Annotated in this window: 27 protein-coding genes; 15 read left to right on the top strand and 12 right to left on the bottom strand. The window is 68.7% G+C overall.

Features of this window, described 5'->3' with window-relative positions:
- Positions 1 to 156 precede the first annotated feature (156 nt).
- From AB0N03_RS30000 to AB0N03_RS29990, 3 genes are all read left to right on the top strand, one after another.
- Positions 157 to 3,312 (top strand): NACHT domain-containing protein, encoded by a 3,156-nt coding sequence (locus AB0N03_RS30000; RefSeq protein ID WP_364378291.1) that lies wholly within the window; start codon positions 157 to 159, stop codon positions 3,310 to 3,312.
- A 140-nt stretch (positions 3,313 to 3,452) separates the two neighbouring features.
- Positions 3,453 to 3,803, top strand: a complete 351-nt coding sequence (locus tag AB0N03_RS29995; RefSeq protein ID WP_364378289.1) for a YciI family protein — start codon at positions 3,453 to 3,455, stop codon at positions 3,801 to 3,803.
- Positions 3,804 to 3,836: 33 nt separating this feature from the next.
- Complete coding sequence (locus AB0N03_RS29990; RefSeq protein WP_364378287.1) at positions 3,837 to 4,628, top strand: arylamine N-acetyltransferase; 792 nt, start codon at positions 3,837 to 3,839, stop codon at positions 4,626 to 4,628.
- Here the strand turns inward: AB0N03_RS29990 and AB0N03_RS29985 are convergent.
- Both AB0N03_RS29985 and AB0N03_RS29980 read right to left on the bottom strand, forming a co-directional pair.
- The gene (locus AB0N03_RS29985) at positions 4,622 to 6,934 is read right to left on the bottom strand and encodes an EAL domain-containing protein (RefSeq protein WP_364378286.1); all 2,313 of its coding nucleotides are present in this window, start codon (positions 6,932 to 6,934) and stop codon (positions 4,622 to 4,624) included. The genes AB0N03_RS29990 and AB0N03_RS29985 overlap by 7 nt on opposite strands.
- 40 nt (positions 6,935 to 6,974) lie before the next feature.
- The gene (locus tag AB0N03_RS29980) at positions 6,975 to 7,724 is read right to left on the bottom strand and encodes a rhomboid-like protein (RefSeq protein ID WP_364378285.1); all 750 of its coding nucleotides are present in this window, start codon (positions 7,722 to 7,724) and stop codon (positions 6,975 to 6,977) included.
- Positions 7,725 to 7,894: 170 nt separating this feature from the next.
- Between AB0N03_RS29980 and AB0N03_RS29975 the strand changes: the two genes are divergently transcribed.
- Entirely contained in the window at positions 7,895 to 8,407 is a 513-nt protein-coding gene (locus AB0N03_RS29975; protein ID WP_364378283.1) for a hypothetical protein, read from the top strand.
- Between the two features lie 92 nt (positions 8,408 to 8,499).
- On the opposite strand, the gene AB0N03_RS29970 is transcribed toward AB0N03_RS29975, so the two are convergent.
- Complete coding sequence (locus tag AB0N03_RS29970) at positions 8,500 to 9,831, bottom strand: nucleobase:cation symporter-2 family protein (protein ID WP_364378281.1); 1,332 nt, start codon at positions 9,829 to 9,831, stop codon at positions 8,500 to 8,502.
- A 118-nt stretch (positions 9,832 to 9,949) separates the two neighbouring features.
- On the opposite strand from AB0N03_RS29970, the gene AB0N03_RS29965 reads away from it, so the two are divergent.
- Genes AB0N03_RS29965 through AB0N03_RS29945 form a run of 5 tightly spaced genes read left to right on the top strand, consistent with a single transcriptional unit; the run spans position 9,950 to position 14,224 of the window.
- Complete coding sequence (locus AB0N03_RS29965) at positions 9,950 to 11,089, top strand: 5-methyltetrahydropteroyltriglutamate--homocysteine S-methyltransferase (protein ID WP_364378279.1); 1,140 nt, start codon at positions 9,950 to 9,952, stop codon at positions 11,087 to 11,089.
- On the top strand, positions 11,089 to 11,406 hold the full coding sequence (locus AB0N03_RS29960) for an NIPSNAP family protein (RefSeq protein WP_086675711.1): 318 nt from the start codon (positions 11,089 to 11,091) through the stop codon (positions 11,404 to 11,406). The genes AB0N03_RS29965 and AB0N03_RS29960 overlap by 1 nt, the downstream gene beginning before the upstream one ends.
- Before the next feature lies 1 nt (position 11,407).
- Positions 11,408 to 12,199, top strand: coding sequence for an IclR family transcriptional regulator (locus tag AB0N03_RS29955; RefSeq protein WP_364378278.1), 792 nt, complete (start codon positions 11,408 to 11,410; stop codon positions 12,197 to 12,199).
- A gap of 25 nt (positions 12,200 to 12,224) precedes the next feature.
- Entirely contained in the window at positions 12,225 to 13,454 is a 1,230-nt protein-coding gene (locus AB0N03_RS29950) for an FAD-dependent oxidoreductase (RefSeq protein ID WP_364378276.1), read from the top strand.
- Between the two features lie 32 nt (positions 13,455 to 13,486).
- Positions 13,487 to 14,224 (top strand): Clp protease N-terminal domain-containing protein, encoded by a 738-nt coding sequence (locus tag AB0N03_RS29945; protein ID WP_364378274.1) that lies wholly within the window; start codon positions 13,487 to 13,489, stop codon positions 14,222 to 14,224.
- Positions 14,225 to 14,374: 150 nt separating this feature from the next.
- Here AB0N03_RS29945 and gndA read toward each other — a convergent pair whose 3' ends face one another.
- Both gndA and AB0N03_RS29935 read right to left on the bottom strand, forming a co-directional pair.
- A complete protein-coding gene (gene gndA / locus AB0N03_RS29940; protein WP_364378272.1) occupies positions 14,375 to 15,814 on the bottom strand; it encodes an NADP-dependent phosphogluconate dehydrogenase in 1,440 nt (479 codons plus the stop codon).
- 85 nt (positions 15,815 to 15,899) lie between these two features.
- Complete coding sequence (locus tag AB0N03_RS29935) at positions 15,900 to 16,820, bottom strand: MBL fold metallo-hydrolase (protein ID WP_364378270.1); 921 nt, start codon at positions 16,818 to 16,820, stop codon at positions 15,900 to 15,902.
- Positions 16,821 to 17,054: 234 nt separating this feature from the next.
- Here AB0N03_RS29935 and AB0N03_RS29930 point away from each other — a divergent pair, with 234 nt between their 5' ends.
- From AB0N03_RS29930 to AB0N03_RS29915, 4 genes are all read left to right on the top strand, one after another.
- The gene (locus AB0N03_RS29930) at positions 17,055 to 17,918 is read left to right on the top strand and encodes a helix-turn-helix transcriptional regulator (RefSeq protein ID WP_364378269.1); all 864 of its coding nucleotides are present in this window, start codon (positions 17,055 to 17,057) and stop codon (positions 17,916 to 17,918) included.
- Positions 17,919 to 18,018: 100 nt separating this feature from the next.
- Complete coding sequence (locus AB0N03_RS29925; RefSeq protein ID WP_364378267.1) at positions 18,019 to 18,846, top strand: SAM-dependent methyltransferase; 828 nt, start codon at positions 18,019 to 18,021, stop codon at positions 18,844 to 18,846.
- Positions 18,843 to 19,691 carry an SAM-dependent methyltransferase gene (locus tag AB0N03_RS29920; RefSeq protein ID WP_364378265.1) on the top strand — a complete coding sequence of 283 codons (849 nt, stop codon included), beginning with the start codon at positions 18,843 to 18,845 and terminating at the stop codon, positions 19,689 to 19,691. Before AB0N03_RS29925 ends, AB0N03_RS29920 begins: the two co-directional genes overlap by 4 nt.
- Positions 19,688 to 20,293 (top strand): class I SAM-dependent methyltransferase, encoded by a 606-nt coding sequence (locus AB0N03_RS29915; protein WP_364378263.1) that lies wholly within the window; start codon positions 19,688 to 19,690, stop codon positions 20,291 to 20,293. The genes AB0N03_RS29920 and AB0N03_RS29915 overlap by 4 nt, the downstream gene beginning before the upstream one ends.
- A gap of 78 nt (positions 20,294 to 20,371) precedes the next feature.
- Here the strand turns inward: AB0N03_RS29915 and AB0N03_RS29910 are convergent, their stop codons facing one another.
- Entirely contained in the window at positions 20,372 to 20,626 is a 255-nt protein-coding gene (locus AB0N03_RS29910; RefSeq protein WP_364378261.1) for a hypothetical protein, read from the bottom strand.
- Positions 20,627 to 21,087: 461 nt separating this feature from the next.
- On the opposite strand from AB0N03_RS29910, the gene AB0N03_RS29905 reads away from it, so the two are divergent.
- Positions 21,088 to 21,342, top strand: coding sequence for a DUF397 domain-containing protein (locus AB0N03_RS29905; RefSeq protein ID WP_285482105.1), 255 nt, complete (start codon positions 21,088 to 21,090; stop codon positions 21,340 to 21,342).
- A 132-nt stretch (positions 21,343 to 21,474) separates the two neighbouring features.
- On the opposite strand, the gene AB0N03_RS29900 is transcribed toward AB0N03_RS29905, so the two are convergent.
- From AB0N03_RS29900 to AB0N03_RS29880, 5 genes are all read right to left on the bottom strand, one after another.
- Entirely contained in the window at positions 21,475 to 22,020 is a 546-nt protein-coding gene (locus AB0N03_RS29900; RefSeq protein ID WP_364378260.1) for a hypothetical protein, read from the bottom strand.
- Entirely contained in the window at positions 22,013 to 23,155 is a 1,143-nt protein-coding gene (locus AB0N03_RS29895) for a hypothetical protein (RefSeq protein WP_364378259.1), read from the bottom strand. Before AB0N03_RS29895 ends, AB0N03_RS29900 begins: the two co-directional genes overlap by 8 nt.
- 22 nt (positions 23,156 to 23,177) lie before the next feature.
- On the bottom strand, positions 23,178 to 23,570 hold the full coding sequence (locus AB0N03_RS29890; RefSeq protein ID WP_364378258.1) for a FixH family protein: 393 nt from the start codon (positions 23,568 to 23,570) through the stop codon (positions 23,178 to 23,180).
- A complete protein-coding gene (locus AB0N03_RS29885) occupies positions 23,567 to 24,964 on the bottom strand; it encodes a hypothetical protein (protein WP_364378256.1) in 1,398 nt (465 codons plus the stop codon). Before AB0N03_RS29885 ends, AB0N03_RS29890 begins: the two co-directional genes overlap by 4 nt.
- Before the next feature lie 95 nt (positions 24,965 to 25,059).
- Positions 25,060 to 25,914 (bottom strand): alpha/beta hydrolase, encoded by an 855-nt coding sequence (locus AB0N03_RS29880; protein ID WP_364378254.1) that lies wholly within the window; start codon positions 25,912 to 25,914, stop codon positions 25,060 to 25,062.
- Positions 25,915 to 25,967: 53 nt separating this feature from the next.
- On the opposite strand from AB0N03_RS29880, the gene AB0N03_RS29875 reads away from it, so the two are divergent.
- On the top strand, positions 25,968 to 26,522 hold the full coding sequence (locus tag AB0N03_RS29875; RefSeq protein WP_364378252.1) for a CGNR zinc finger domain-containing protein: 555 nt from the start codon (positions 25,968 to 25,970) through the stop codon (positions 26,520 to 26,522).
- Here the strand turns inward: AB0N03_RS29875 and AB0N03_RS29870 are convergent.
- Positions 26,519 to 26,994: IS481 family transposase (locus AB0N03_RS29870; protein ID WP_364378250.1), on the bottom strand; the 476-nt coding region annotated here is incomplete at its 5' end. The two genes, AB0N03_RS29875 and AB0N03_RS29870, sit on opposite strands and share 4 nt — an antisense overlap.

Raw genomic sequence — 26,994 nt, 5'->3', positions numbered from 1 at the left:
CGCTGCGAAGGCAGTCACGTTTCCGTCGTGCGGGTCGTAACAGATTGCTGCTCGACGACGACTGGAAGGTCATGATGCCCAGTCTGCCAACTGCGAGAGACGCAGTTTTCCGGTAGCCGTCGTTGTCGACCAAGTCGAATTACGGGAGTGCTTATCGTGTTCACTTCTCTCTGGCCGTATCTGAGTGGCGGCGGGGCCTTGCTTGCCTCCGGGCTAACGTGGCTGTACCGGCGCTACAAGAAGAAAGCAATGCAAGAAGTAGAGGCGACTACGCGCTACTCGGTTGGCGCGCTGCGTCATCGGATTGCATCGGCGATCGCGCCTCGATTGGCGAGGCAGGTTTCACTTCGCCGGTACGCCCGTGTCTCGCTCTCTACGGAGTCCGACCGCCTTCAGGTACCCATTCGGGTGGACGTCCCGCTTGACATCGACCGGTGTTACATACCTCTTCGGTTTTCGTCCGCCGCAGGCTCCAGTTCGGAGGATGCGCATCTGGAATTTCTCAAGCAATCAGGAATATTTCTGATTTTCGGTGAGCCGGGCTCGGGGAAGACGACGTTGTCGCGCAAGCTTTTCCGTGATACCTGTCGAGAGGTGATTTCTGAGCCGCAGATTGCTCGCTTTCCTGTCCGGATCGTGTTGCGTGAGCTTGTGTGGCCCGAGCAGGAGGAACTGCCGGAGGAGGAAGACGAGAAGGAGGAGTCATTTCGTTTGTTGAATTCGTCGTATGAAACCGCTAGGCTTCCGCGGATATTTCCGACAAATTTTCTGCTTGAGCAAATCCGCAGTCAAGCAGCTGCCGTCTCGGGTGTCTATGATGGTGGGGGACTATTCGATTCTATCCTCGGCGGCGATCAAGGGCCGTTGATAATCCTGGATGGCCTGGACGAAGTGCCGTACACTCAGTTGAATAGGGCGTGTGAGGAGATAACATCCCTGATTCGCGTCTTGTCGCACTCGTCGCTGTTGGGATCGACGGTTATCGTCACGGCTCGCAGTCAGCTTGCGGCGACGCTCGGGAGAAATTTCATCGATAAGTTCAGATCGATAATATCGCTGAAGCCTTTCTCTCCTGCCGATATCTACGAATTCTTGCGGCGTTGGCCATTCGCCGGCCATCAACCTCTTGAGCAGCGCAGGATATTCGATGACTTGCGGTCCAATGAATCATTGCTCCAAATGTGCACGAATCCGCTGATCTTGGCAATGTATGTCGCGCGCGACCAGCAATTTATCGCTGAGGAATCAGGGCGTTCACCACGACTCTCGGAGAACAGATCGGATTTCTACAAGCAGGTGACCGAGGAGCTCCTCTACTTTCGACGGGCTGGGCAGTCGACGAGAGAAAGGGCACTTTCTTCTCGTGATCGCCGGAAGCGATTCTCGTTCTTTGGTCGGCTCGCTCTGGAGCATATATCCGACGAAGCTCAACCGCTGAATTCCCTGGATTGGAGTCGGGCTCTCGAGTTGCTCGACGACGTTTATGGGTGCGGCATTGCGGAAGAGGCGGAAAATTTACTGCAGAAGATTTGCACGGAAACTGGTGTCATGGGGCGCGAACGAGAAGGAGAGTCGCTACGCTTTTTTCATTTGACCATCTGCGAGTATCTGGCCTCGGTTGAACTGCGGGAAGGGCCCGTGCGACGCATCGTAGATCTAGTTGATGGTTTGAACAAATTTTACACTGCTTGGTTCGGTCGTTCTCGCTATGCGGAGAGCCTCAATCGTCTTGAAGTAAAAAATAGTGATCGTCTTGACTTGGATAGCGGTGGGTTTCTTCGACTCGAAGAAACCCTATTATTCGCCTTGGTTCAGTGTTCTCGGTCGCAGAGAGAGCAGATTCTAAACCACTTTAAAAATGCGCGACTATGTGTTCTTGGAATGAAGATCCTTGCTGAGGCTCATGAGTTTGAATCCTTACATTTCCGCCGCCTGGCATTTGGTGAAATTGAGCGTTGCGGCGACACTGCCTTGGGCGACGAAGAAGACGGATTTGCGGAAAGTGTCGACTTCCTGTTTTCTGTTTTGAAGCGAGCTGAGGATGAGTTTCCAGAGCTTGCATCAAAGTCATTTCCTTCTATGAGGCAAGCCTTCATGCGCTTGGCATTAAGACTTCCGCGGGGCATTGAGACGTTGCTTCGTGTCGCTCTGCTTTATGACGCCGGTTTCGCGGCGGCGGAGGCACGGTCTCTCGGTTTGGCTGGTACTGTTTTGACGCCGTCGCAGCTGACCAAATCACTGACTAGTCCCAAAAATATTCTCGGCGCGATTGATGAATTTTCCGGTGCGGACCAGGATGATAGGCTCAATTGGGCTCTCAGTTTGACCGAAGCTGCGTTGGAGCATGAACTTGTCGCGCATATTCTGGTCAACTTCAAAACTCCCTGCCGGGCGACTGGTGAAAAGCTGGGGTGGCTGGAGGTAAGTCCTGTTGCTGGCACGATGTTCAGTAAGGTTGTCGCCTATGCGCTTGGTTACGTCGGCAGCTTCGACGTACTAACAGCCTTGAAGCTCTATCGGACCGCTTATCTGTCTTTGGTGCGCACGGGATGGGTGGGGAGTTCCAGTGTGGCGCGAAAGCGTCGGCGAGTCGGCTTGGTCGGAAAAGACTGGGTATCGACTATCGAAGTAATGCTCAATCTGAAACAGGATGACTCAGGGTCCGATCGAGAATACAAGTCTGCGTGGCATGGTGCGGATCCGCGAAGATTGGACGACTCTCTTGCGATCAGCGATCGCGCAAAACACGAGATTCACCTTTCGGATATTACTGGCAAGCTGGTTGCTTGGCAGCCTGCCCGCTACGACAGAGGCACGTTCTTGTCTACGAACTACAGCGAGTCGAACGTAATCGCCACTAGAAGGCAATTGTTTCGACGAAAGAGTCTCGTGGTGTTCAGAATGTCTGGGAACTCGTCAATTATGCCGATTAATGACATGGATGCCCTGTCGCAGGCGACCGTGTTGCAGCGCGGATTTTTCGAGCCTCGCTACGACACTGTGATCATCTCGGTCGGATTATTAAAATTCTGGCGGATCAAGAGGCTCAATGAAAGACTGCGTGGTAGGGCGCCACTTGAGCTCACTGATGAGCAGCGTGAGGACATCAATTCGGCGGTGTATCAAATGATCGAAGTCGCTCAAAAAAATCGGGACGCTGTACGTGTGGGGCTCGAGGCGCTTCTTAATGACGAGAAATCAGCGCGTGAGATGGCTGATGCGAGCAGGCTGATGGATGAGCTTGCGAAGCGAAGTGATGAGATCAGCCATGCTGCGGGCGTGAGCGACGAACTTGACTTTCCGGCAGGCTAGTGGTCGGCGCTCCTCGGCAAGCCTGCCCGTTAGGCCGAACGAGTGAACCCCGAACCCCCGTGTCCGGACCGGACGACCGGCGCCGACCACCCGGCGAAAGGCAGCCCACCCGGGGCCGCCGTCCACACCGGGGAGCCGACGTGCGATACCTCCTGACCCTCCACATGAACCCGACCCTCTGGGCCACCCTCACCGACGACCAGAAGAACGGCGTCTACGAAGGCCACGGCGATTTCACCAAGCGCATCACCGACACCGGCGAGATGGTCGGCACCAAGGCGCTCGCCGAGCCCGCCGAGACCAAGACGGTCCGCGTCAAGGGCGGCACGACCCACGTCCAGGACGGCGCCTTCATCGAGGCGGAAGCCTTCTTCTGCGGCTACTACATCGTCGACGTCGAAACCGAGGAACGCGCCGTCGAGCTCGCCGCGATGATCCCCGACGCCCAGTACACCGCCGTCGAGGTGCGGAAGATCATCCACGAAGGTTGACCTCCAGCGAGGTCGAGGGTGCACGCTCGGCGCATGACCACTGCAGGGGAATGGGGCATCGACGCCGTCGACCTCGACGCGTACCTCGCGCGGATCGGGCAACCGCCGAATCCGCCGTCGGCGCAAGCGCTGCGAGACCTCGTGCGCGCCCACGTCCAGGCCATCCCGTTCGAGAACATCGACGTCGTTCTCGAGCAGCACAAGGGAATTTCCCTCGACGTCGTGAGCGCGAAGCTCGTCGGACGGCGGCGAGGCGGCTACTGCTACGAGCAGAGCGGCCTCTTCGCCGCCGTCCTCGAGCGGCTCGGCTACACCGTCCACCGGCTCGCCGCGCGCGTCCAGCCGCGGCGGCCGGGGCCCTGCACCCACATGACGCTGGTCGTCGAGGTCGACGGCCGGCGGTTCCACGCCGACGTCGGCTTCGGCGCCGGGATCCTCGCCCCGATGCCGCTCGTCGACGGCCAGGAAACCGACCAGGCCGGCTGGCTCCACCGGCTGACCGAGAAGAACGGCTGGTGGACGCTCGCGAAGGGCGACGAGGACCTGCTCGGCTTCCGGCTCGACGGCATGCACCCGATCGACTTCGAGGTCTACCACCACTACACCTCGACGCACCCGAAGTCGCCGTTCACCGGGCGGCTGGTGATCATGACGCTCGAACCGGGCGTCAGCCGGAAGCTGCTGGGCCGCGAGCTGACCGTCGAAAAACCCCATGGCAGCAGCGAAACCACCACCGTCGCGCCGGATCAGCTCGACGCGACCCTCAAGGACCTCGGCATCGAGCTGACGGCGGACGAGCTGGAGCGCCTGAAAGCCGTCTACTGACCGAACAGCTCGGCCGCCGGCACCGGCCGGCCGAGGTGGTAGCCCTGTGCCTGGTCACACCCCAGCGAGCGGAGCAGCTCGAGCTGCTCCGCGGACTCGACGCCCTCGGCGATCACCGTCAGGTCGACGGCGTGGGCCATCGCGATGATGCTCGTGACGATCGCCGCCGCGTCCCGGGACTCGGCGATGCCGGTGATGAACGAGCGGTCGATCTTGAGCGTGTCCAGCGTCAGCCGGCGCAGCTGCGCGAGGGACGAATAGCCGGTGCCGAAGTCGTCGATCGCCAGCAGCACGCCCAGCGAACGCAGGGACGCCAGCACTTCCGCGGCCGCTTCCTGGTCGCGCATCAACGCGCTTTCGGTGACCTCCAGGCACAGCGCGCCGGCCGGCAGCCCGGTGTTGGCCAGCGCGTCCTGCACCGCGGGCACCAGGTGCGGGTCGTCGAGCTGGCGGGTGGAGAGGTTCACCTTCAGCGTCAGGTCCAGGTGGTGATCGCGACGGCGCGCGGCGAGCTCACGCGTCGTCGCGCGGAGCATCTCCTTGCCGATCACGTTGATCAGTTCGCTCTCCTCGGCGAGCGGGATGAACTCCGCGGGCGAGATCGCGCCGTGGCGGGGGTGCGTCCAGCGCAGCAGCGCCTCGACCGCGACCATCTCGCCGGTCCGCAGGTCGACGACCGGCTGGTACGCGGGCCAGAGCTGGCCGTCGTGCACCGCGTCGCGCAGGTCCTGCTCCATCCGCAGCCGCCGCTGCATCCGCTCGCGCAGGCCGACGTCGAAGAAGTGGTGGCGGCCCCGGCCGAGCGTCTTGGCCTGGTACATCGCGACGTCGGCGTCGCGCAGCAGGTCTTCGGCGCTGCGGCGGTCGGCGCTCCCGACGAGCACGACGCCGATGCTGGCGTCGAGGTGCAGCTGCCGGCCGAGCACGCCGATCGGCTCGGCCAGCGCGGCCCGCAGGTGCTCGGCCAGCGCCCGCACTTCGCCGGGCTCGGTGACTTCGCCGGTGACGACGACGAACTCGTCGCCGCCGAGCCGGCCGACCAGGTCGTCGCGGCCGGAGCAGCGGCGCAGGCGCTCGCCGACGATCCGCAGCACCTGGTCGCCGACCGAGTGCCCGAGCGAGTCGTTGATGACCTTGAACTTGTCCAGGTCGAGGAACAGCACCGTGCCGGCGCCGCGCTCGCGGACGTCGAGGCGGGCGAGCACCAGGGTCCGGTTGGCCAGCCGGGTGAGCGGGTCGTGGGTCGCGTCGTGCGCGAGCTGCGCGCTGATCGCGCGGGTCTCGGTGATGTCGGTGAACGACGTGACGACGGCCAGCGCCGCCGGGTCGTCGGGGTTGAGCAGCCGCGAGGTGAGCGACACCCAGACGTCGCGGCCGTCGGGCCGGCGCAGGCGCACGACCAGGCCGTTGTGCGCGACGCCGGTCCGCCGCGTCCGCACCGACGGCGTCTCGTCCGGCGGGATCCAGTGCCCGGACTCGGTGAACAGCACGAGCGTGTGGCACGGGACGCCGACCAGCTCGGCTTCGGTGACACCGATGATCCGGCAGGCCGCCGGGTTCGCCGCCTCGATGAGCCCGCCCGGGCCCATCACCAGCACGCCTTCGTCGAGGGACGCGACGACCGTGCGGTAGTTCTGCTCGGCCCGCCGCCGCGCGGTTTCGTCGGCGCAGACGAGCACGTACCCGTCGTTCATTTCCGCCGCCGAAACGCGGACCGCGAGGGGCGCGCCGTCCCGCCGCCGGTGCACCGCTTCGGTGACCCCGCCGCCGCGCAGGTCGAGCGGCGCGCCCAGCAGCTCGCTCGCCCGCCGTCCGACGGCTTCGGCCGCGGTCCAGCCGTACACCGCTTCGGCGGCCGGGTTCCAGCTGGTCACGACGCCTTCGCCGGTGGTCGCGATCAGCGCGTCGCTGACGTGCGACACCAACGCGGCCTGGAAGCGCAGGGCGTCGGCGGCCGCCTTCTTCGCCGTGATGTCCCGCATGACGACCTGGTAGGCGAGCCGCCCGGCCAGGCGCACCGACACCGTCTCGACGGCGAACTTGCTCCCGTCCAGCCGGGACATCAGCGCTTCGACCGGCTCGCTCGCCTGACCCGGTTCGGTCAGTTCGGCGAGCTTCTCGACGAGCGCGGCGCGCGAGTCCTCGGCGACGAAGTCGGTGAACCGACGGCCGACGACCTCGGCCGCGGATCGGGCGGCGAACGTCTCGAGGGCCGCGCGGTTGGCATAGGTCAGGACGCCGTTCTCGTGGACGCAGATCGCGTCCGGACCCAGCTCGACCAGCTCGGCGAGGGAGTCAGCCTCCATGAGCGTCCGTCCCCCATGCTTCGCGGCTGTGGCCCGTCGATTACACCACCGACCCGGGCCCCTGCCTACCCGCCGGAATCCGGGCCCGGCCTGCGGCTGGACCGCGCAGCCGCGGTCCCCAGAACAGCAGCCCGAAGTGCGCGGCGAACGCGTGGCCGAACAGCGTGACGACCGAGTCGAGGCTCGCCGGGTCGTCGCCGAGCCAGATCACCGCGATGAACGCCTCCAGGACGGCCAGCGCCACCAGGCGCGTGCGGCCGCGCACCAGGAAGACGAGCGCGCCGGCGGTGGTGAAGAAGCCGTAGCTGACGCCGATGTCGAGCCAGTGGCCGGCCGAGTTCGGCAGGACGTGGGCGCTGATCAGCGCCATCACCGGCAGCTCGGTGACGAGGGTGGCCAGCACGTGGCCGGAGAAGAACACGGTCGCCGCGCGACGGGCGCCGAAGCGGCGTTCCAGCGGCGCGACGGCGATCGTGAAGATCACGACGTACGCGAGCCAGCCCTCGTCGGACAGCCAGATCGCGCTGGTCAGCAGCGAGGTCAGCGGCCGCCGCCACAGGTTGTGGGCGTCGGTGCTCGACAGCTGGAGCAGCCGCGCGGTCAGCTCCGGGTCGACGAACTTGAGCAGGAGCGTCGTGCCGAGCAGGAGAACGAGGTAACCGAACGTGAAGGGGGTCACCTTCGGATTGGGGATGATCTTGGCGAACGCCGTCGAGCCGCGACGCGGAACGGCGATCCGGGGGACCGGCCGATCGGCTTTCAGCAGCATGGTTCGAGCTTCGCCGGTCATGCTGGGAGTCTCCCGAACCGCAGCTGTGAATCCGCTGTGGAATGTCACCCACCGTCAATCCGTCCGTTACGTGACGAATTTTTGCCAAAAACTCACCCTTTTGGGGGTCTTGTGCGGTAAAAATACGATCACGACACCGGCCGAAAGGCCTCTCGGGAAGGTCTGTCGGGGTGAACGACGAGGTATCGGTCGCCGAGCTGCTCGTGCGCGAGGGCTGGGGCGACCGTTCGGGACCGGGGCAGTCGCGCTGGCGCGTGCTCGCGGTGATGCTCGCCGTCGTCATCGGCTGCGGAGCCGCCGCGGTCCTGGTCGGCCTCAGCGGCAAGGGCACCGAGAACGCCTCCCCGGTCGACCAGATCCAGGTGATCCCGTTCCCCGGGCGCACCACCGGGCTCGGCGGCGCCGACCAGGCCACGGACTCCCCGCCGGAGGGCGGTACCGGCGGCGGCGACGTCGTTCCCGGCGTCGGCGTGCCCCGCGAGACCGTCACCGAGGTGCCGGGCCGAGCGCCGGCCACCGAGAGCAGCACCACCGACACCGCGACGACGACTACGCCGACCAGCGGCGACCCGGGCAGCTCGGTCACCCCGACCACGAGCCCCCCAGCGGGCGGTCAACCGCCCGCTCACACGACGACGCAGACGCCGCCGCGGCCGTCGTGCATCCTGATCATCTGCTGGTGATCAGGCGAGCTTCTCCGCGAGGTCGCTGAAGTCCGAGGTGTTCCGGCGCGCGGTCGAGCCGGGCATCGGGGCCCGGCTCGTCGAGCGGTTGCTCACGGCGCTTCCAGCAGATCCGGCTCCGAGCGCCGGCCGAGGTGGTTGAACAGCAGGTTCAGCGCGAACGCCAGCACCGCCGCCACCGTGATCGAGCTGCCGCAAATCGTCTGGAGCCAGGCCGGGAAGTGCTGGAAGATCTTCGGCGCGAACGCCGGCAGCAGGCCGGCGCCGAGCGCGACCGCGACGATGAAGGTGTTGTGGTTGCCCGAAAATTCTACCCTCGCAAGGTTCTGCGCGCCGACCGCGGCGACCATCGCGAACATCACCACCGCGACTCCGCCGACCACCGGCTGGGGGATCGCCGCGATGAACGCGCCGATCTTCGGCACCAAGCCCATCAGCACCAGGATCCCGCCGGTCACCGCGACCACCCAGCGGCTGCGCACGCCGGTCATCCGCACCAGCCCGACGTTCTGCGCGAACGCCGTGTCGGGGAAGGAGTTCAGCACGCCGCCGAGCACCGCCGAGAAACCGTCGGTGGCCAGGCCGCGCGCGAGGTCGGAGTCGGTCGGCGGGCGCCCGGTGATCTCGCCGACGGCGATCATGTCCGCGGTGGACTCGGTGAACGTCACGAGCATGACCACGCACATCGAGAGGATCGCGGCGACCGGGAACGTCGGCGCGCCGAAGTGGAACGGTGAAGCCAGCCCGAACCAGCCGGCCGCGCCGACGCCGTCCCAGTGCACGAGCCCCATCGGGATCGCCACGACCAGGCCGATCGCGAGCGCGAGCAGCGGCCCGATCTGGTTGGCGAACCCGCGCAGCACCCGCGTGAACAGCACGAGCAGCGCGAGCACGCCGAACGCGAGCAGGATGTGCGACAGGGCCGCGTAGTCCGGCGCGCCGGTGTCGTTGCCCGCGATCAGCCCCGCGCCCGGGCCGAGCAGCGAGACGCCGATGACGAGCAGCAGCGTCCCGGTGACCAGCGGCGGGAAGAACCGGATCAGCTTCGCGAACGGCTTCGCGATGATCAGCCCGAAGACGCCGGACGCCAGCATCGCGCCGTAGACCGCGGGCAGGCCGTACTGGGACGCGATCAGGATCATCGGGTTGACGACGCTGAACGTCGCGCCCGCGACCACCGGCAGCCGGATGCCGAGGATCTTGCCGATGCCGATCGACTGGATCAACGTCGCGATGCCCGCGACGAGGAGGTCGGCGTTGACCAGCAGCCCGATCGTCGCCGGGTCCAGCTTCAACGCGCTGCCGACGATCAGCGGCACGGCGACCGCGCCCGCGTACATGATCGACATGTGCTGCAGGCCGAGTAGGGTCAGCCGACCGGCCGGCAGGCCCTGGTCGACGGGGTGCACCGCGGGTTTCGTCATGATCAAGCCCCTTCCCGGCACACAGCCAACGCTTCGCGCGTGACCGTAGCAAGACCCGGGTGTCATGATCTTGTTTCCGGGGGCGGCGCGACGGCCGGGAATGTGTGACCATCGGTGCATGACTTCGGGCGGTATTTCCCAGGTGGGCCCGCCGTTTCGCGCCGATCACGTCGGGAGCCTCCTGCGGCCCCCGGTGCTGCGCGACGCGCGACGGCGGCACGAATCCGGCGAGATCGGCGTGGAGCAGCTCCGCGCGGTCGAGGACGACGCGATCCGCGACGTCATCAAGATGCAACGGGTGGCCGGGCTGAGCTCGGCGACCGACGGCGAGTTCCGGCGCGCGTCGTGGCACATGGACTTCATCTACGCGCTCGGCGGCATCTCCAAGAGCGACGAGCGGCTGCACGTCAAGTTCCACAACCTGGCGGGCGATCTCGAGTTCAGCCCGCCGGGCTTGCAGGTCGACGGCAAGGTGCGGCTCGACGAGCCGATCTTCGCCGACCACTTCGAGTTCCTCAAGTCCCATGTGGACGAAGGCGTGACGCCGAAGCTGACCATCCCGTCGCCGAGCATGGTCTACTACCGCGGCGGCCGGGCGGCGGTGAGCGAAAGCGTTTACCCGGACCTCGAGGAGTTCTACGCCGACCTGAGCGCGGCGTACCACGCGCAGATCGCCGCGATGGCCGGCCTCGGCTGCCGGTACCTGCAGCTCGACGACACCAGCCTCGCCTACCTCAACGACCCGGCGCAGCGGGAGCTCGTCGCGCGGATGGGCGGCGACCCGGACACCCAGCACCTGCGCAACATCGCGACGCTGAACGCGGCGCTGGCCGGCCGTCCCGGGGGGCTGGCGGTGACGACCCACCTGTGCCGCGGCAACTTCCGGTCGTCGTGGGTCGCTTCGGGGAGCTACGAATTCGTCGCGGAAGCGCTGTTCGGCGAGCTCGCCGTCGACGGGTTCTTCCTGGAGTTCGACGACGAACGCTCCGGCGGCTTCGAGCCGCTGCGGTTCGTGCCGAAGGACAAGAAGGTCGTCCTCGGCCTGGTCACGACGAAGCGGCCGGAGCTGGAGGACCCCGACGTCCTGGTGCGGCGGATCGAGGAGGCGTCGGCCTACGTCGACGTCGACCAGCTTTGCCTTTCGCCGCAGTGCGGGTTCTCCTCGACCGAGGAGGGCAACGACCTGACGCCGGACGAGCAGCTGCGGAAGCTGGAGCTGCTCGTGGCGACGGCCGACCGCGTCTGGGGCGGCCGGTGATGATCACGTGCGTCGTCGACTACGTCATCGACCCCGCGAAGCTCGCCGACTTCGAACGCTTCGCCGCCGCGTGGATGCGGTTGGTGCAGCGTGAGGGCGGCGTCCACCACGGCTACTTCCTGCCGTCGGAGGGCGCGAGCGACGAAGCCCGGGCGCTGTTCAGCTTCGAGAGCTTCGCCGCGTACGAGCGCTACCGGACGCTGTTCGGCGTCGACCCGGACTTCATCGAGGCCGACAAGATCCGGGAAGAAAGCGGGTGCGTGGTGCGGTACCGGCGGTCGTTCATGCGCCCGCTCCTGCCGGACGACGACCTCTGACGTGCGGCACAGCGCGCGGCGGCCGCCTTCGGTCGTGGATCGCGTCCTCGATCTGCTGGGCGCCTTCACGGCCGAGCGGCCGCAGCTGACGCTGTCCGAGCTCAGCCGCCGCGTCGACTTGCCGCTGTCGACCACGCACCGGCTGGCCGGTGAGCTGACCAAGCGCGGCGCCCTCGTGCGCGACGAAGACGGCCTGTACCGCGTCGGGCTGTGGCTGTGGGAAGTCGCTTCGCTCGCTCCGCACGGCGCGGAGCTGCGAGAGAGCGCGATGCCGTTCTTGGAGGACCTCTACGAGGCCACGCACCAGAACGTCCAGCTCGCGGTGCTCGACGGCGCGGAGGTCGTCTACGTCGAGCGCATCTCCGGGCGCGGCGCGGTCAACGTCCTGACGCGCGTCGGCGGCCGGCTGCCCGCGCACGCGACCGGCGTCGGCCAGGTGCTGCTCGCGCACGCCCCGGCCGAGGTCCAGGAGGAAGTCCTGGCCGCGCCGCTGAAGACCTTCACCCCGAAGACGATCGGCTCGGCTGTGCAGCTGCGGCGGGTACTGGCCGACGTCCGCCGCGACGGCTACGCGATCAGCGACGGCCAGATCGAGCTGATCTCCTTGTCGGTGGCGGCCCCGGTCCACGACTCGACGGACGAGGTGGTCGCGGCGATCTCGGTGGTCGTCCCGGCCGAGGGGACGGACCCGCGGACGCTGGTCCCGGCGGTGCGGGCCGCGGCGCGGGGGATCTCCCGGGTCCTCGGGGCACCCCGGGCCCGGCGGTCCTCGGGTGACTCCTCGACGACCTGACCGGGGTTGTGATCGGATGGCGGGTATGGGTGCACAGAACACGGTTGTCGTCGTCGGGGCGGGTCAGAGCGGGTTCCAGGCGGTGGCGTCGTTGCGGGATCGCGGCTTCGCCGGCCGGGTCGTGCTGGCCGGGGACGAGCCGGGCGTGCCGTACCAGCGGCCGCCGCTGTCGAAGGCCTACCTGGCCGGGACGGCGGGGCTCGAACAGCTGCACCTGCGCGGCGCGGGCTTCTTCGCCGAGAAGGACATCGAGCTGGTCGCCGGCCGGGTCGCTTCGCTCGATCGCGCGGCTTCGCTGGTGCGGCTCGAAGACGGCACCGAACTCGCGTACGACCACCTCGTCCTGGCCACCGGCTCGCGCAACCGGACGCTGCCCGTCCCCGGCGCGGACCTGCCGGGCGTGCTGACCCTGCGCACCCGCGACGACGCCGACCGGCTCCGCGAATCCCTGGCGCACGCCGGGAACGTCGTCGTGGTCGGCGGCGGGTTCATCGGGCTGGAGTTCGCGTCGCACGCCGGCCGCCCGGTGACGATCGTCGAGGCTCAGGACCGGCTGCTCAACCGCGTCGCGACGCCGGAGATCTCCGCCTACTTCGCCACTCTGCACCGCGAAGCCGGGCACACGGTGCTGCTCGGCCAAGGCGTCTCGGCGCTGCACGGTGACTCGCGGGTGCGCGAAGTCGAGCTGTCCGACGGCAGCCGGCTGCCCGCCGACCTGGTCGTCATCGCCGTCGGCGTCGTGCCGGAGACGGCGCTCGCGGCGGAAGCCGGGCTGCCCGTGAACAACGGCGTGGTCGTCGACGCGCACCTGCGCACGACCGACGAGAAGATCTTCGCGATCGGCGACTGCGCGAACTTCCCGTGCGTGCAGGCGGGCGCCGCGACCCGGCTGGAGTCCGTGCAGAACGCCGTCGACCAGGCCCGGTGCGTGGCCGCGGCGATCACCGGGGCGCCCGAACCGTACGCGAGCCTGCCGTGGTTCTGGACCGACCAGTCCGGCGCGAAGCTGCAGATCGCCGGGATCCTTTCGGGCGCCGACCGGACGGTCGTCGCGGGCGACCAGGCCGCGGGCAAGTTCTCGGTGCTGTCCTTCCGCGACGACGTCCTGATCGCGGTCGAGTCGGTGAACCGGCCCGCGGACCACATCGCCGCGCGGCGCCTGTTCACCGCGAACCCGCACCCGAAGTACGCGGACCTGGAAGCGAGCGCCTTCGACTTGAAAGCACACCTGAAGGCAGCGTCAACTCGCGGTTGACGATCTCGCATCGTCAACCTACAGTTGACGGCATGACGCCACCGGAATACCCCATCAAGCTCGACGACCTCATCTCCGCCATCAAGAGCAACAACGACAAGGACGCGCTGGCCCAGCTGTCCGACGCCGTCTACATGGGTGAGCACCTCGGCGAAGTGGCCGACCACCTGATCGGCCACTTCGTCGACCAGGCTCGCCGCTCCGGCGCCTCCTGGACCGAGATCGGCCAGAGCATGGGCGTCACCAAGCAGGCGGCGCAGAAGCGGTTCGTGCCGAAGGTCGACCCGGGCGGCGACGCCTCCGGGGCGATCGAGCGCGTCTACGGCCGCTACACCGACCGCGCCCGGCACGTGATCGTCGAGTCCCAGAAGGCTGCCGTCGAGCACGGCAGCCCGTACATCGACACCGTGCACATCCTGCTGGGCCTGCTCACCGAACCCGCGGCGCTCGCGGCCGGGGCGATTGTCTCTCAGGGCGTACAACTGGGCGACGTCCGCGAAGCCGCCGAGGCGCGGCTGCCCGAGGCGGTCGTTCCCGTGCCGAGCCCGACGCCGTTCTCCGGGGCGGCCAAGAAGACCCTCGAGCTGACCCTTCGCGAGGGCTTGCGGCTGGGGCACAACTACATCGGCACCGAGCACATCCTCCTGGCGCTGCTGGAGCAGCGCGAAGGTGCCGGCTTCGAGGTGCTCGACAGCCTCGGGATCACGAAGGAGGAGTCCGAAAGGAAGATCCTGGCGGTGCTGGAAGAGATCCTCGCCGCGCGGGGATGAGACCGCTCTGGGTAGCCGCGCTTCTCGCGTTGCTCCTGGTGACGCTGCTCTGACCGGGCGGGACCAGGGGGTCTTCCCGTTCGCGAGCCCGAAAAGCCGTGAAGGCCTCCTTACCGGCCATAAGCGCCGGTAAGGAGGCCTTCACGGACGTCAGGCGTCGGACTCCGGGCGGCCGTCCTCGGCCCAGGCCGTGTGGAACGAGCCGTCGCGGTCGACGCGGCGGTACGTGTGCGCTCCGAAGAAGTCACGCTGGCCCTGGACCAGCGCCGCCGGGAGCCGGTCCGCGCGGAGTCCGTCGTAGTACGCCAGCGCCGTCGAGAAGCCCGGCGTCGGGATGCCGAGACGGACGGCCGTCGAGATCACCGAGCGCCACGAGTCCTGCGCGTCCTCGACCGCCTTGCGGAAGCCGCCCGACGTCAGCAACGTCGGCAACGACGGCTCGTCGGCGTAGGCCGCGGTGATGTCGTTGAGGAACTTCGCGCGGATGATGCAGCCGCCGCGCCAGATCGAGGCGACCTTGCCCAGGTCGATGTCCCAGCCGTACTCCGTCGCGCCGGCCTGGATCTGGTTGAAGCCCTGCGCGTACGCGACGACCTTCGACGCGTACAGCGCCTGCTCGACGTCGTCGGCGAAGCGCTCCAGCGAGGAGCCCGCCAGCGGCGACCGCGAAGGACCGCCGAGCCCGCGAGCCGCCGAGCGCAGCGAAGTCGAGCCGGACAGCGAACGCGCGAAGACGGCTTCGGCGATGCCCGAGATCGGGACGCCCAGGTCGAGGCCGATCTGCACGGTCCAGCGGCCGGTGCCCTTCTGCTCGGCGGCGTCCGCGACGACGTCGACGAACGGCTTGCCGGACGACTTGTCGACGTGGGCCAGCACGTCGGCCGTGATTTCGATCAGGTAGGAGTCGAGCCGCCCGGTGTTCCAGGTCCGGAACACGTCGGCGATCTCGGCGGGGGAGTAGCCGCCCGCGCCGCGCAGCAGGTCGAACGACTCCGCGATCAGCTGCATGTCGGCGTACTCGATGCCGTTGTGCACCATCTTGACGAAGTGCCCGGCGCCGTCCGCGCCGATGTGCGTGCAGCACGGCTCGCCGTCGACCTTCGCCGAGATGTCCTCGAACAGCGGACCGAGGGACTCGTACGACTCCTTCGAGCCGCCGGGCATGATGCTCGGCCCGTGCAGCGCGCCTTCCTCGCCGCCGGAGACGCCGCTGCCGACGAAGTGCAGCCCGCGCTCGCGCAGCGCCTTCTCCCGGCGGCGGGTGTCGGCGAAGTGCGCGTTGCCGGCGTCGATGATCACGTCGCCCTCTTCGAGCAGCGGCGCGAACTCGTCGATGACGGCGTCGGTCGGGCCGCCCGCCTTGACCATGATCACGACCTGCCGCGGCCGCTCCAGCGCGTTGACGAACTCCTGCGCCGAGTACGCCGGGATGAACTCGCCCTCGTCGCCGAACTGCTCCACCAGCGCGCGGGTCCGCTCCTCGGACCGGTTGTGCAGGGCCACCGTGTGGCCGTGCCGCGCGAGGTTGCGCGCCAGGTTGCGGCCCATGACCGCCAGGCCGGTGACCCCGATGCTCGCCTTCTTGCTCATCCGCATCCTCTCGAAGACTCTCTCGATTCAGACAGTAGTCCGATCGAGGCCTCAAGGAAGGGCACGGAGGACCAGCTCACTCAGTTCAGGAGAAGCAGCGGATCGGGCCGCGGTTGATCGCGACCATGTCCGTGACCGCGGCGACGAGGTCGATGTCCGCACCCCGCTCGGCGCCGTCCAGCTCGGCGTACGCCCGGTGCAGGTTCCCCGGCAGCCGCTCCTGCTCGCTCAGCGACGAGAACTCGCCCAGGTCGGTCTCCTTCGCGACCTCCAGCGGCGACAGCCCGGCGGCCTTCCCGCGCTCAGCCGTCTCCTGGACGAACTTCAGGTAGCGGTCGACGCTCTCCACCACGGAGAGGTCGCAAGGGCCGCCGTGGCCGGGCAAGATCACCTCCGGCGAAAGCTCCCGGATGAGGTCGAGGCCCTGGCGCCAGCCGGCCACCGAGCCCATCAGCGCGAACGGGCTGCCGCCGTTGAACACCAGGTCACCGGCGTAGAGCACGCGCTGCTCCGGCAGCCAGACCAGGACGTCGTTGGTCGTGTGGGCCGCGTGGCCGGGGTGGATCAGCTCGAGGGTGACGTCGCCGGCGTGCACGGTCAGCCGGTCGTCGAACACGACCTCCGGCGGCCGCGACTCGAGCTCGCCCCAATCGCTGCCGACGAAGATGCCCTCGAACGTCTGGATGCCCTCGGCGACCATCAGCTCCCGGGTCTTGCGGTGCCCGATGATCGTCGCGCCCCCGACCAGGTAGTTGCCGTTGGTGTGGTCGCCGTGGTGGTGGGTGTTCACCAGCGTCGTCACCGGGCTGCCGGTGGCGGCTTCGACCGTCTCGAGCAGCGCGCGCGTGCGGCGCTCGGTCGAGCACGTGTCGATGAGCACGGTGTGGTCGCCGGCGTCGACGAACCCGCAGTTGTTGATGTACCAGGAGCCGTCCGGCTGGACGTAGCCGTGGACCCGGTCGGCCAGGCGGGTGACGGCGGCGGCGGAGGGCGAACGATCGGTCACCGGCCCAGTGTGCCCGAGACCGGGCTCCGCCGGTTGGCGGAATAATTCGGAATTTCGCTGGTCCAGGAGAGTGACAACCCAGGTGACTGGCATTCCGCGGCGTTTCCTGGAACGCTGCGCGATGTCATCATCGAGATCCGCAAGGTGAAGCACTAACCTGGGTGGGTTCGATAGTTCGCGTGCGACGGCGGCCGGTGGCCGCCGTCGCTTGTAGTGGTCCGGGAGAGCAGGGCGATGGCCAGCACCGTCACCTCGCGCCGGAAGCAGCTCGGGAACGAGCTCCGGCATGCCCGCACCGCGGCGCGGATGACACAGCAGCAGGTCGCCGAGGTCCTCGGCTGCACCCAGGGCAAGGTCAACAAGATCGAGTCCGGTGCCGTCGGGGTGAAGCTCGGGGATGTGCGATCGATGCTGAACGCGTTCGGGATCAACGGCGAAGAAGCCGACACGCTGATGAACCTGGCGCGCGCCGCCGCCGGGCAGCGCGGCCACTGGTCGGGCTACCGCTCGGTGGTGCCGCACTGGTTCCGCACCTTCACGGACCTGGAGCCCGCGGCCGCGGAGATCCTCACCTGGCACGGTGAGCGCATCCCCGGCCCGCTGCAGTCCGAGCACTACATGCTCAAGCAGTTCACCGAGTTCGGCGCGACGGACGTGACGTCCCTGGTGCGCAACCGGCTCGACCGCAAGGCCGTGTTCGAGCAGCAGCAGCCGCCGTACTATCGGTTCATCATCAGCGAGGGCGCGCTGCGCCGGGCTCCCGGCGGGTACGCGCCCGCGGTGATGCTGGACCAGGTCGAGCACCTGCTCTCGCTCGAACGGCACCCGCGGGTCTACGTCCACGTGCTGCCGTTCGCGGCCCGGCTGGCCGCGGTGCCCAACGACTTCACGATCATGCGCTTCCCGGACCGCACCCGGGACTTCGTCTACATCGAGCACTCCGCCGGCGGGCTCTACCTCGACGACGTCAAGGACTTCAACATCTTCGTCGACTCGTGGGACAGGCTGCGCGGAGCGGCGCTGGAGCGGCAAGAGACCCGGCAGTTCCTCAAGGAGCTTGCAGAGGGTTACCGCGCCCAGATGCAGCAGATCCAATAGGGCGAACGGCCCCCTCAACTGTCCCGGGTGGTGAACAACTTTCGGTAGGGTCGCTCTGTTGCGCCCGAAGCCACCGGAAGTGCCGCCCGAAGGGGACATCGTGGACCCCGACTTCCTCCCCGACGCCGTCGATCTCGAGCGGCCGAACGTGGCGAGGATCTACGACTGGGCGCTCGGCGGCACCGCGAACTGGGCGATCGACCGCCAGTACGGCGAGCTGGCCGTGAAAGCGTTTCCGCTGGTGAAGACCCTGGCGCGCGGCAACCGCGACTTCCTCGGCCGGGCCGTGCGCCACTGCGTCTCCCTCGGCATCACGCAGTTCCTCGACCTCGGGTCCGGCATCCCGACCGCCGGCAACGTCCACGAGGTGGCCGACGAGTGCGCCGACGACAGCCGTTGCGTCTACGTCGACAACGAGCCGGTGGCCGTCGCGCACGGGCGGATCCTACTCGACGAAGAGGGCGACCCCGAGCGCCACGCCGTCCTGCACGCCGACCTGCGGGACGCCGCGGAGGTCTGGGAGGCCGCGCTGGCCACCGGCGTGCTCGACCCCGACCGGCCGATCTGCCTGCTCAGCGTGGCCGTGCTGCACTTCCTGCCGGACGCCACGGGCGTGCGCGAAGCCATCCGGGACTACCGGACGCTGCTGGCGCCGGGGTCGGCGTACGTGCTCTCGCACGCGACCGAGTCCGGCGTCGAGGGCGACGAGCTGGCGCAGATCCGGCGGCTCGTGGAGCTGTCCGAGCGGTCGAGCTCGCCCGCGGTTTCCCGGTCGCTCGACGAGATCGCCGCGTTCTTCGGTAACTTCGACGTCGTCGACCCCGGGATCGTGCCTGTGGGAGAGTGGCGCCCCGAGCCCGGCGCCGCCCCGGTCCCCCTCGCGAGCGTGGTCGGCGGTGTCGGCCGCAAGCCTGGAGGACGGAAATGACGACGCAGGATCCCGAAGCCCCCGAAGGCGTCGACCTCGATCGGCCGAACGCGGCCCGCATCTACGACTGGTTCCTCGGCGGCGACGCCAACTGGGCCATCGACCGCCAGTTCGGCGAGCAGGCGGTCAAGACGTTCCCGATGATCAAGACGGTCGCGCGCGTCGGCCGCGACTTCCTCGGCCGCGGCGTCCAGTACCTGGCGCGCAACGGCATCGACCAGTTCCTCGACCTGGGGTCGGGCGTGCCGACGGTCGGGAACGTCCACGAGGTCGCGGCGGAGGTGAACCCGGACGCGCGGTGCGTGTACGTCGACAACGAGCCGGTCGCGGTGGCGCACTCGCAGGTCCTGCTGGAGAAGGAGGGCGTGGCGGACCGGCACGCGGTGCTGCAGGGCGACCTGCGCGACCCGGCCGACATCTGGAAGCGCGCGCTCGACACCGGCGTCCTCGACACGAACCGGCCGATCGGCCTGATCATCGTCGGCGTCCTGTACTTCCTCGGCGAGGACGAGCCGGTGGCCGAGATCATCCAGAAGTACCTGTCGCTGCTGCCGTCCGGCTCGTACTTCCTGTCCTCGCACCTGACCACCGAAGGCCTCGACGCGCTGGCCGACTCCGAGAGCCGGTCGTCGATCGTGGAGCAGTACAAGCGGTCGAGCACGCCGCTGCACCTGCGCAGCAAGGCGGAGTTCACGACGTTCTTCGAGGGCTTGGAGCTGGTGGAGCCGGGCATCGTCTACCTGCCGGAGTGGCACCCGGAGGAGATCGAGTCCCGCGCGACGAAGAAGCTCGCGAACGACCCGGCCTTCAGCGGCCACATCTGCGGCCTCGGCCGCAAACCGTGACGGCGGCCTACGACGCGGTCGCCGACCGGTACGCGGAGTTCGTCCGCGACATCTGGGACGCCGACCCGCTGGACCGGGCCGCGTGGACGGCGTTCGCGGACTTCGTGCGCGGCCGCGGCCCGGTCGCCGACCTCGGGTGCGGGCCCGGCCACCTGACGGCGCACCTGCGCTCGCTGGGACTCGACGCGTTCGGCGTCGACGTGTCGCCGGCGATGGTCGAGCTGGCGCGCGCGGCCGAGCCTTCGCTGCGGTTCGAAGTGGGTTCGATGGCGGCGCTGGACCTGCCCGACGAGTCGCTCGCCGGGATCCTGTCGTGGTACTCGGTGATCCACACGCCGCCGGCGGAGGTGCCGGGGTACTTCGCCGAATTCACTCGGACGTTGGCGTCCGGCGGTCACGTTCTGTTGGGGTTCTTCGAGTCCGGCGACGGCCCGGTCTCGGAGTTCGACCACAAGGTCACGACGGCGTACCGGTGGCCGCTCGGCGAGCTGGTGGGCGTCGCGGCCGAGGCGGGCCTCGTCGAGGTGGGACGGATGTACCGCGAGGCCACGGAAGGAGAGCGTCCCTTCCGCCAAGGACGGCTGCTGCTGCGGAAACCGTAGCCAGGCCACCACGAGACGGCGAGAGCCCCGGTCCCATCAGGGAACCGGGGCTCTTGTGGTGGTGCGGCAATGCGGGTTCTAGGCGCGGGAACCGACGCGGCCGCGCAGGAGCGGGCTCAGGTCGATCGACGCCTCCAGCGGCCGGGTCGTCCGGACGCCGTCGGAGTAGCGCCGCGGCGGAAGGTCCTGGTCCGCCGCCCACGTCGTCGTCTTGCGCAGGGGCGCCTGGATCAGGCTGAAGCCGAAGCGGTTCCGGAGCTCGTTCGCGATTCCCCGGCGGCCATGGTGCACTTCGTCTTCGCGCCGGAAGAGCGAGTTCAGCCGGACGGCCATCGTCTACACCCCCAACTCTCGTCGCGGTGACCGTGCAACGGCCAGTCCGGGACAGAGTTCGATCGCGGTGCGGGAAAACGCTTCCCCGCCTGTGGTTCGGACCAGCTCGGTCGCCCCGTGGGCGAGCCTGCCCACGACGATCGCGCTCGGTGGCGCGCTGTCCTCGACGATCACGCTGATCCTCCCCCATGAGGTCCTGCTGTGGTGGTTGGTCGGTCGTCAGCCTGAGGCGTGCGGCATCCGCGGACCGCCCGTCGCAGAGAGGCAGTCATTCACCGACACCAGCGCCCCGGCCGATGCGATTAATCCTACTCCTGGAATAATCTTCATGTCGAGGCCGGACCTAGTTGATCACCCGCTTGGCCGTGCGGCGTACTCCGTTGAGACACTGAGTAGCCGGACGCGGGTACTTTCGACCTGGTCCCGGCCGCGCCCCCCATCGATGCACGGAGGTACGACCCATGGCGGATTATCCGTCGTTCGCGGATTACGATCCGAACACGGCCGTGTCCCTCTTCCAAGAGGCTGCCTGGGAAAAGTCGTTCGCCAGCGAGCCCAACGGTGGGAGCTGCGTCGAGGTCAACCTCGGCCGGGAAGGCCTGATCGGCGTCCGCGACACCAAGCTCGCGACCAGCCCCGTCTTCGTGTTCGACACCGCCGAGTGGGAAGCGTTCCTGGTCGCCGTGAAGGCCGGGCAGTTCGACCTGCCCGCCTGATCCATCCCCCGTGCCGGTGATCGTGATCACGGCTGTGTCCGAAAAAATGGCGAAGGCCCCCTTCCCCGTCTGTGGTGAAGGAGGCCTTCGCGACGACACGGATACGCCCGGACGCCGGTTGTGAGGGGAATCTCACCCGATTGCCGGAAGCTCACCCCCGCGCAACCGGCTCCGGGTCCGGCGCCAGGCCACCACGACCAGCGCCACGAGCCCGATCAACGGCAGCGTGCTGATCGCCCAGCTCAAGCCCATCGGCGGCCCCGGCTGCTCGAGCACCGGCAGCGCCCGCAGGTCGCCGGTGCCGGCCCCGGCCGGGCCGTTGACCGCGAAGCGGAACGTCCAGTCACCTGGCCGCGGCATCGAGCGGACGTCGAGCCCCCACACCTCGAGCTTGCGCGGGTGGCGGACCAGCGGCTGCGTGCGGTTCTTGCCGCCCTCGGGGTTGATCATCGTGAGCGTGCCGGACTTGTCGTCGATCCCGCCGTCGGGGATGAACGTGAAGTCCAGCGACTGCATGGCTTTCAGCGGCCAGGTGCTGAACCCGATCGTCATCCCGTACGGCCCGGCCTGCACGTGCTCGGTGTGCACGATGTTGACCGGCTCGTAGGCGTTCGCCGGCGCCGCGGTGGCGAACAGCAGCCCGGCCACGGCCGCCAAGGCCAGAAGTGTCTTACGCATCAGCGGTTTCCCCCTTCTTCGCGGGCGCCAGCAGGCAGAGCATCCCGCCGAACCGCCACCCGGCGAACCCGCCGAGCAGCCCGAGCAGGCCGCTGAGCACGGCCGTCGTCGTCAGGTACCAGGCCGGCGGCAGGTGCGCGCCGGTGTAGAGCAGGGTGCGCTGGAGCGGCAGGCTCAGCCCGATCAGCAGCCCGGCGATCCCGCCGGCGAGCACGGACACCCGGCCCGCGCGCCACCCCCGGCGCCGGCCGGCGAAGTAGGCCAGCTCCATCAGTGCGGCCACCGGCAGCAGCGCCATCGGCGTCAGCGACGGCATTTCCGGCACCCCGGAGATCGCGTCGCGCATCGGCAGGCCGACGAGATCCGCGTAAGCCCGGGCCGCCCACGGCGAGAACCACCAGAAGACCGCCTGCACGGCCGCGACCAACGCGGCGGTGCCGACCGCCCCACCGGGCCGGCGGAAGAACCCCGCGCCGACGGCGACGAGCAGCACCGCCATCATCGAGCAGCCGATCGAGACGGCGTCGGCGTAGTCGTCCGGCACCTGCTGCAGCCCGAGCGCGAGCACCGGCCCGAACGTGAGCAGCACGGTCAGCGACGCCAGCGTGCCGATCCGCCCCCAGCGGTGCTCGCGTGCGGCGGCGAACACCGCGGTCGTGCCGATGAGCGACACCGTGATCGACAGCAGCAGCCCGATGTGCGGCGGCGAGTCGATGACCGCGTCGAAGCCGTAGAGCCCGTGCCACCACTGGTCCCACAGGCCGTACAGCAGGAACGTGGCCGCGCCGACGCCCGAGACCAGGTAGCCCAGCGGCGCCGCGAACGTCTTGCCGAACACGTTGACGACGCGGCCGCCGATCCGTGGGTCGACCGGCCGTCCCGCGCGGCGCGCCGCCGTTGTCAGCAGCACGACGGCGAGGCTCGCCAGGCCGACGACCGCGCTGCCCGCGTACAGGAACAGGTGCGGCAGCGTGAAGAACGTGTCCGGCCCGACGTCGCTGTGCCACTGGATGTCCCAGGTCAGCCCGACCAGTGACAGCAGCGAGCCGCCGAGCACGACGTTCGCCGGCAGCAACCCCGTTCGCGCCTGTTTCGCCACCGACGTGGTGCGCACGCCGGATGCGGTGAGATCCATTTCCCCCGACCTTTCTACTTGTCTATCTGACGAGCAACGGAAAAACGACTTGGGCGGGCCCGCCGGGCCCGTGCACGGACACGGAGATCTCCCACTGCCCGGACATCGGCAGCCCGACACCCGTCGCGCGGAACCGGCCGGGTCCGTCCGGCACGGCGAGCACCGGGGCGAACGCGTGCCCCATCTGCGCCATGACCGGCTCGACCGTGACGCTGTCGGGCGCCGGCCCGGTGACGGCCACGGCGAACGTGTTGCCGCCGAGGCGCGGCGGGTCCGCGGAGAACTGGACCGTGTAGGGCCCGGAAACCGCTTGCTGCGTGGTGGCTTTCGCGGCGCCGGCGGGCCAGAGCAGCCAGGCGGCACCGGCCGCGACCACCAGCACGACGACGGCGATCAGCGCCGGGGGGCGTTTCATCGGCCGGCTCCTGTCGTCGGAACGTCGACCACGGCGGGGATGGTCAGCACGCGGTAGCCGCGTTCGGCCTGCAGCCAGATCCGGTACCGGCCGGGCGCCGCGAAGGTGTAGGTGAAGCCGACGTCCGGGCCGTAGGCGGCGACGGTCTCGTCGGGGCGGTCCAGCTGGCCCGCGACCGGCGGGATCATCGCGTGGACGTGCGCCCACGTCGGTGCCTTCGCGGCGCTCTCGCCGACCGGCCCGGTGATCGGCCCGGCGACGATCAGGTGGCCGAGCATGCCCAGCCACGGCTGGAGGTCCTGGGTCTTGAAGTGCGCGGTGATCGTGGTCGGCGTGCCGGGCGTGATCGTGAGGTCGACCGGTGTGCCGTCGATCGTCCGCGGTCCGGCGCCGGGCGGTTCGGGCGCGGGTGCGGCGGTGCCGGTCAGGTCCACTGTGGACCTGACCAGCTGGACCCCGCCGCCGCGCCGGACGAGCTCCGCGGCGACGGTGTACGTGCCCGCTTCCGGATCGGCCACGCCGACGCGGTAGGCGCCGGGCCCGACGCGCACCGGGTGCAGGTGGCTCATCCGGCCGGACGGCGAGACCAGCACCAGGTGCACGAGCGCGTTGTCGTGGATCAGCAGGTCGTCGACCGGGCGGCCGGTGGCGCCGTCGGTGAGGCTCAGCGTCAGCTCGCCGCGTTCGTTCTCGACGCTCAGGTTCACCGGTGGCCGCGAGTAGTCCACAGTGGACAACTGCGCGTTGGCGTACGGGTCGGTGACGTTGTCGAACGTCGGATCGAGCTGGCTGCCGGGCGCGGGCGGCGGGGGAGTGCTCGCCGACAGCAGCGCCCCGGTGACCGCGACGGCGAGCGCGGCGACCACACCGCCCGCCGGGATCAGCGCGTAGGCGGTTCGCCGCGCCTTGACGCCGACGACCAGGGCGAGCAGCAGGAAGACGCCCGCGGCGACGAACCCGCCGTAGGTCGCCTTCTCCCACGGCGGAACCACCCGCGCCGGGACGATGAACGGGATGGTCGCGGTCGTCCCGCTGCCGTCGTCCAGCGACAGCATCCACGGCCCCGGCTTGTCCACTCGGAGATTTCCCGCGTACACGCCCGGTTCCGCGCCGAGGACGACGTCACCCCGCGACGTCACGACACCGTCGGCCGCGACGGCCAGGTGCAGCGTGCCGGGCGCGGTGCCCTGGTGCGTCACGACGTCGACCCGCAGCGGCGACGGCGTGACGTCGACCCGGCGGATGAGCACGGTCAGTTCGCGCGCGCCGAGCGTCTGCGCGACCTGGATGTCGGTGCCGGACGGCGCGCCGTCGGCGTGCGCGGTCCCGCCGGCCAGCGCGATCCCCAGCACGGCCAGCAGCATCAGCAACGCGGCTTTCGATTTGCTCCCCATCGTGGTTCGAACCTAGCGACGGCGGACTGTGCCGGGCGTCACGGCGGGGAGGGAACTCCGGTCCCCAGTGCGGGGGACCGGAGCCCCCGGGAGTCTCAGGGGTGCAGGAACTCCCGCAGGTGGGCGACGACTTCCGCGGGCTGTTCCTCGGGCAGGAAGTGGCCGCATTCGGCCAGCGCCGCGCCCGTGACGTCGTTCGCGTACTCCTGCCAGATTTCGCGGGTCGGCAGGGTGCCGAGCAGGCCGTCGGCGCCCCAGAGCGCCAGAAGTGGCTGGGTGACGCGCTTTCCGGCTTCGTAGTCGGCGTCGTCGAGTTCGGCGTCGTCCGGGAAGGACGCGCGGTAGTCGTCGAAGCCGGCGCGCAGGGCGCCGGGCTGGGAGAAGGCGCGGACGTACTCGGCGACGGCGTCCGGGTCGAGGCTGTGGCGCTGGTAGGTCCAGCGCTCGTAGAAGTAGCCGAGGTAGGCGGCGATGTTCTGGCCGGCGAGCAGTTCCGGCAGGTCGGGCTGCAGGTGGAAGAGCCAGTGCCAGTAGGCCTTCGCGATGCCGGTGTCGAGGCGCTGCCACATCGCGCGGGTCGGCGCGATGTCGAGGACGGCGAGGCGTTCGACCTGATCCGGGCGGTCGAGGGCCCAGCGGTGGGCGACGCGGCCGCCGCGGTCGTGCCCGGCGACGGCTGTCTTCGGGTACCCGAGGTGTTCGGCGAGGGCGGCGACGTCGGCGGCCATCGTGCGCTTGTCGAAGCCGGTCTTCGGCTTGTCCGTGCGGCCGTAGCCGCGCAGGTCGGGGGCGATGACCGTGTGCGTCTCGGCGAGGGGTTCGAGGACTTTGTGCCAGCAGTGCGACGTCTGCGGCCAGCCGTGGAGCAGGAACAGCGGCGGCCCTTCGCCCGCGCGCAGGTAGTGCATCCGGATCCCGTTGACCGTGGCCATACCTTCTAACCTGTTCATAGGGTTAGAAGGTAGCGGCACTTCTAACTGTTCGCAACGGTTAGAGTGGGGGCATGGAGTGGGCTTTCGACGGCGGACGGCCGTGCCTCGACCTGGTCAACACGCTGCGCTCCCGGTACGCCGAGGGCGTGGAGATGCTGACCGGGCCCGACGCGCTGGCGGAGTGGCTCGAGCTGGCGGGCTTCACGACGGGCCCGGTGCCGGTGACGGCCGGGAACGTGCTGGCGGCGAAGGCGTTGCGCGAGGCAGTGGACCGGGTGCTGCTCGCGGACGGGCGGCCGGCGGAGATGGACATCGACCTGGTGAACAACGCGGCGGCCGCGGCGCCGGCACCGCCGCCCCGCCTGGTCCTGGCCGAGGGCCGGCTGCGCCGCGAGGTCCCGGCGCCGAAGGATCCGGTGGCGTCGGCGTTCGCGGCGTTGGCGGCGGACGCGATCGACTTGGCGACGAGCGACGCGGACGTCCGCATCTGCGCGGCGGACGACTGCGGGGTCCGGTTCTGCGACGCCTCGCCGCGGCGGAACCGCCAGTGGTGTTCGATGGCTCGGTGCGGGAACCGGGCCAAGGCCCGCGCCCACTACGCCCGGGTCAGCGGCCGCGACGACTAGCTGTATTGACCCGTGAGGTTGGGGACGCGGCTGGCGGGTGGTTTGCCAGCGAGTGCGGTGTGGCCGCGATGGTGATTGTAGGTGTGCAGCCAGCCCGGAAAGGCGTCGCGGCGTTCGGTCTCGGTGCGATAGGGCTGGTTGTAGGCCCATTCGTCGAGCAGAGTGCGGTTGAATCGCTCCACCTTGCCGTTGGTTTGCGGCCGGTAGGGCCGGGTGCGTTTGTGGGTGATTCCCGCGTCGCGCAGCGTGTCGCGCCACAGGCGTGAGCGGTAGCAAGACCCGTTGTCGGTGAGGACCCGCACGATGGTGATCCCGCAGTCGGTGAAGAACGCCTGGGCCCGCCTCCAGAACGCGGCCGCGGTTTCCTTGGTCTCATCCGGCAGGATCTCGGAGTAGGCCAGGCGGGAGTGATCGTCGACGGCGTTGTGCAGGTAGCTGTAACCCAGGTTCGCGCGGCCACCGACTTTGCGGG

Source organism: Amycolatopsis sp. NPDC051061, assembly GCF_040682935.1.
GTDB lineage: Bacteria > Actinomycetota > Actinomycetes > Mycobacteriales > Pseudonocardiaceae > Amycolatopsis.
Note: the sequence above shows the minus strand (reverse complement) of the source record. Positions and strands in the feature narration are given on the sequence as shown.